Source organism: Undibacterium sp. Ji22W, assembly GCF_049340305.1.
GTDB lineage: Bacteria > Pseudomonadota > Gammaproteobacteria > Burkholderiales > Burkholderiaceae_D > Undibacterium.
Map to the genome: position 1 here is coordinate 1 of NZ_JBMPOU010000006.1, position 5704 is coordinate 5704.

2 tRNA genes and 3 rRNA genes are annotated in these 5704 nt (G+C 48.8%); all 5 read left to right on the forward strand.

Going from position 1 to position 5704, the window contains the following annotated elements:
* The first annotated feature begins 223 nt into the window (after positions 1-223).
* The 5 genes from ACO0KW_RS20320 (at position 224) to rrf (ending at position 5653) form a co-directional block, all read left to right on the forward strand.
* Positions 224-1758, forward strand: a 16S ribosomal RNA gene (locus tag ACO0KW_RS20320).
* Positions 1759-1884: 126 nt separating this feature from the next.
* A tRNA-Ala gene (locus tag ACO0KW_RS20325) sits at positions 1885-1960 on the forward strand.
* Positions 1961-1968: 8 nt separating this feature from the next.
* A tRNA-Ile gene (locus ACO0KW_RS20330) sits at positions 1969-2045 on the forward strand.
* Positions 2046-2460: 415 nt separating this feature from the next.
* Positions 2461-5334 (forward strand): 23S ribosomal RNA (locus ACO0KW_RS20335).
* A 206-nt stretch (positions 5335-5540) separates the two neighbouring features.
* Positions 5541-5653 (forward strand): 5S ribosomal RNA (gene rrf / locus ACO0KW_RS20340).
* The 16S, 23S and 5S rRNA genes sit together here with 2 tRNA genes alongside, the layout of an rRNA operon.
* The last annotated feature ends 51 nt before the right edge of the window (positions 5654-5704 follow it).

Genomic DNA, 5704 nt, shown 5'->3' on the forward strand with positions numbered 1-5704 from the left:
AATTTAGATGATCTTTAACAATTAACAGTCAATAAATGTGGGCACTTGATAATGAAGCGACTAACTACTTCGGTAGTTAGGAAACTTAAAAAATATCAAATGTTCACAAGAAGTAAAGATAAGACGCGATAGTGAGTAATCATTATTGCAACTGTCAGTATTTTGAGTGAGCGACCTGTTCGAAAGAACAGATTTCCTTAATTGGAAAAAAGTAACAGAGATTAAACTGAAGAGTTTGATCCTGGCTCAGATTGAACGCTGGCGGCATGCCTTACACATGCAAGTCGAACGGCAGCACGGACTTCGGTCTGGTGGCGAGTGGCGAACGGGTGAGTAATATATCGGAACATACCCTAGAGTGGGGGATAACGTAGCGAAAGTTACGCTAATACCGCATACGCACTAAGGTGGAAAGTGGGGGATCGCAAGACCTCATGCTCATGGAGTGGCCGATATCTGATTAGCTAGTTGGTGAGGTAAAGGCTCACCAAGGCGACGATCAGTAGCTGGTTTGAGAGAACGACCAGCCACACTGGAACTGAGACACGGTCCAGACTCCTACGGGAGGCAGCAGTGGGGAATTTTGGACAATGGGCGCAAGCCTGATCCAGCAATGCCGCGTGAGTGAAGAAGGCCTTCGGGTTGTAAAGCTCTTTTGTCAGGGAAGAAACGGTATCTCCTAATACGGGGTGCTAATGACGGTACCTGAAGAATAAGCACCGGCTAACTACGTGCCAGCAGCCGCGGTAATACGTAGGGTGCAAGCGTTAATCGGAATTACTGGGCGTAAAGCGTGCGCAGGCGGTTATATAAGTCAGATGTGAAATCCCCGGGCTCAACCTGGGAACTGCATTTGAGACTGTATGGCTAGAGTGTGTCAGAGGGGGGTAGAATTCCACGTGTAGCAGTGAAATGCGTAGATATGTGGAGGAATACCGATGGCGAAGGCAGCCCCCTGGGATAACACTGACGCTCATGCACGAAAGCGTGGGGAGCAAACAGGATTAGATACCCTGGTAGTCCACGCCCTAAACGATGTCTACTAGTTGTCGGGACTTAATTGTCTTGGTAACGCAGCTAACGCGTGAAGTAGACCGCCTGGGGAGTACGGTCGCAAGATTAAAACTCAAAGGAATTGACGGGGACCCGCACAAGCGGTGGATGATGTGGATTAATTCGATGCAACGCGAAAAACCTTACCTACCCTTGACATGGTTGGAATCCCGAAGAGATTTGGGAGTGCTCGCAAGAGAACCAATACACAGGTGCTGCATGGCTGTCGTCAGCTCGTGTCGTGAGATGTTGGGTTAAGTCCCGCAACGAGCGCAACCCTTGTCATTAGTTGCTACATTAAGTTGAGCACTCTAATGAGACTGCCGGTGACAAACCGGAGGAAGGTGGGGATGACGTCAAGTCCTCATGGCCCTTATGGGTAGGGCTTCACACGTCATACAATGGTACATACAGAGGGCTGCCAAACCGCGAGGTGGAGCTAATCCCAGAAAGTGTATCGTAGTCCGGATTGTAGTCTGCAACTCGACTACATGAAGTTGGAATCGCTAGTAATCGCGGATCAGCATGTCGCGGTGAATACGTTCCCGGGTCTTGTACACACCGCCCGTCACACCATGGGAGCGGGTTTCGCCAGAAGTAGGTAGCTTAACCGTAAGGAGGGCGCTTACCACGGCGGGGTTCGTGACTGGGGTGAAGTCGTAACAAGGTAGCCGTATCGGAAGGTGCGGCTGGATCACCTCCTTTCTAGAGTGCGCTAAATGTTGAGTGTCCACACTTATTGACTGTTAATGATAAAGAACGCAGAAGAAGCGGCTGAGAAGTACTTCAGTCGGTGATTCGAGATTTGCCCGGTTAAGTAGTAATACGAATGGGGGTTTAGCTCATCTGGTAGAGCACCTGCTTTGCAAGCAGGGGGTGATCGGTTCGAGCCCGGTAACCTCCACCAAATTGACTGGGGCTGTAGCTCAGCTGGTTAGAGCACCGTGTTGATAACGCGGGGGTCGTTGGTTCGAGCCCAACCAGCCCTACCAAGTAAAACTGGTGGCAGAGAATCGAAGAGTAGAAGAAATAACAAATGTGAGTAGCACGTGTGCTATTGAGATTTGTTCTTTCAAAACGAAAGCAAAGTAATTAAGAAGTACCGTTCTTTAACAATTGAGAAGAAGTAAAGTAGAAATAATCAAAATTTATTTCGTAAAGGAGTTTATCACGGAAGTGATGAATGAAATTTATGGAAGGGTTGTGATTGTATCAAACAAACAAAGTAGTAAAAGTAATCCAAGTAGCGAAGATTTAGTAATAGATCTGAGCAATTAAAATACAAAGATACTTGAGCTACGGCAAACGCTAAAGTAATACTCATATAGTAGTAAAGAACTATAACTACTTTTTAGTGATGAACCTGACGAGAGCGATCAAATCAGACACTAGAAATCAAAGTTATAGGGACAAGTGACTAAGTGCACATGGTGGATGCCTTGGCGATATCAGGCGATGAAGGACGTAGTAGCTTGCGATAAGCTGCGGGGAGTGAGCAAACACACTTTGATCCGCAGATTTCCGAATGGGGAAACCCGGCCGTAAGGTCATTGCATACTGAATACATAGGTATGCAAAGCGAACGTGGCGAACTGAAACATCTAAGTAGCTACAGGAAAAGAAATCAACCGAGATTCCCAAAGTAGTGGCGAGCGAAATGGGAAGAGCCTGCATGATTTAGCAGATTTCATAGTGGAACGGATTGGAAACTCCGGCCATAGAGGGTGATAGCCCCTTACACGAAATGATCTTTGTGGAACTAAGTATGCGACAAGTAGGGCGGGACACGTGAAATCCTGTCTGAACATGGGGGGACCATCCTCCAAGGCTAAATACTCGATATCGACCGATAGTGAACCAGTACCGTGAGGGAAAGGCGAAAAGAACCCCGGAAGGGGAGTGAAATAGAACCTGAAACCGTGTGCATACAAACAGTAGGAGCGGACTTGTTCCGTGACTGCGTACCTTTTGTATAATGGGTCAGCGACTTACATTCAGTGGCGAGGTTAACCGTATAGGGAAGCCGTAGAGAAATCGAGTCCGAATAGGGCGACAGTCGCTGGGTGTAGACCCGAAACCAAGTGATCTACTCATGGCCAGGATGAAGGTGCCGTAACAGGTACTGGAGGTCCGAACCCACTAATGTTGAAAAATTAGGGGATGAGCTGTGGGTAGGGGTGAAAGGCTAAACAAACTTGGAAATAGCTGGTTCTCTCCGAAAACTATTTAGGTAGTGCCTCAAGTATCACCAACGGGGGTAGAGCACTGTTATGGCTAGGGGGTCATCGCGACTTACCAAACCATTGCAAACTCCGAATACCGTTGAGTGCGAGCTTGGGAGACAGACATCGGGTGCTAACGTCCGGTGTCAAGAGGGAAACAACCCAGACCGCCAGCTAAGGTCCCAAAGTATAGCTAAGTGGAAAACGAAGTGGGAAGGCTAAAACAGTCAGGAGGTTGGCTTAGAAGCAGCCACCCTTTAAAGAAAGCGTAATAGCTCACTGATCGAGTCGTCCTGCGCGGAAGATGTAACGGGGCTAAGCTATACACCGAAGCTGCGGATATCAATTTATTGATATGGTAGGAGAGCGTTCTGTAAGCCTGCGAAGGTGTCTTGTAAAGGATGCTGGAGGTATCAGAAGTGCGAATGCTGACATGAGTAGCGATAATGGGAGTGAAAAGCTCCCACGCCGTAAGCCCAAGGTTTCCTGTTCAACGTTCATCGGAGCAGGGTGAGTCGGCCCCTAAGGCGAGGCAGAGATGCGTAGCTGATGGGAAGCAGGTTAATATTCCTGCACCGTCGTATGATGCGATGGGGGGACGGATCGCGGAAGGTCGTCAGGCGGTTGGAAGAGCCTGTTCTTGACTTGTAGAAGGCACTTAGGCAAATCCGGGTGCGTAATTCAAGGGGTTGAGACGAGTGAATTTATTCACGAAGCGATCGGAAGTGGTTCCAAGAAAAGCCTCTAAGCTTCAGTCATACGAGACCGTACCGCAAACCGACACAGGTGGGCGAGATGAGTATTCTAAGGCGCTTGAGAGAACTCGGGAGAAGGAACTCGGCAAATTGGTACCGTAACTTCGGGATAAGGTACGCCCTTGTAGTTTGACCCCCCTGCGGGGGAAGGATGAAAGGGTTGCAATAAACTGGTGGCTGCAACTGTTTAATAAAAACACAGCACTATGCAAACACGAAAGTGGACGTATATGGTGTGACTCCTGCCCGGTGCTGGAAGATTAAATGATGGGGTGCAAGCTCTTGATTGAAGTCCCAGTAAACGGCGGCCGTAACTATAACGGTCCTAAGGTAGCGAAATTCCTTGTCGGGTAAGTTCCGACCTGCACGAATGGAGTAATGATGGCCACACTGTCTCCTCCCGAGACTCAGCGAAGTTGAAATGTTTGTGATGATGCAATCTACCCGCGGCTAGACGGAAAGACCCCATGAACCTTTACTGTAGCTTTGCATTGGACTTTGAACCAATCTGTGTAGGATAGGTGGGAGGCTTTGAAGCGGGGACGCCAGTTCTCGTGGAGCCATCCTTGAAATACCACCCTGGTTTGTTTGAGGTTCTAACCTTGGCCCATTATCTGGGTCGGGGACAGTGCATGGTAGGCAGTTTGACTGGGGCGGTCTCCTCCCAAAGTGTAACGGAGGAGTTCGAAGGTACGCTAGTTACGGTCGGACATCGTGACGATAGTGCAATGGCATAAGCGTGCTTAACTGCGAGACTGACAAGTCGAGCAGGTACGAAAGTAGGACATAGTGATCCGGTGGTTCTGTATGGAAGGGCCATCGCTCAACGGATAAAAGGTACTCTGGGGATAACAGGCTGATTCCTCCCAAGAGTTCATATCGACGGGGGAGTTTGGCACCTCGATGTCGGCTCATCACATCCTGGGGCTGTAGCCGGTCCCAAGGGTATGGCTGTTCGCCATTTAAAGTGGTACGTGAGCTGGGTTTAAAACGTCGTGAGACAGTTTGGTCCCTATCTGCCGTGGGCGTTGGAAGTTTGAAGGGGGCTGCTCCTAGTACGAGAGGACCGGAGTGGACGAACCTCTGGTGTATCGGTTGTCACGCCAGTGGCATTGCCGAGTAGCTATGTTCGGAAGAGATAACCGCTGAAAGCATCTAAGCGGGAAACTCGCCTTAAGATGAGACTTCCCAGAGACTTGATCTCTTTAAAGGGTCGTTCGAGACCAGGACGTTGATAGGCTGGGTGTGGAAGTGCAGTAATGCATTAAGCTAACCAGTACTAATTGCCCGTAAGGCTTGTCCCTATAACTTTGGTCAGTTATAGATAACTACGACAAGTATTACAAAAGTGTTTGTGAAAACGTAAGTTTGACACATCACAACCCGATTATTTGCGACCGTCTTGATCGATGGTAACGCGTGGGCTTAGCCCACCCTACAAAGCTTCTTCCCAATTGGATTTGTTGCGATTCACAGTACAACGTGAACCTCACCAAATCAACAAGTTATGCCTGATGACTATAGCAAGTTGGTACCACCCCTTCCCATCCCGAACAGGACCGTGAAACGACTTTGCGCCGATGATAGTGCTGCAACCAGTGTGAAAGTAGGTCATCGTCAGGCTTTTATTCCGCATAGCCCCTGATTCCCAGTGAATCAGGGGCTTTTGCTTTT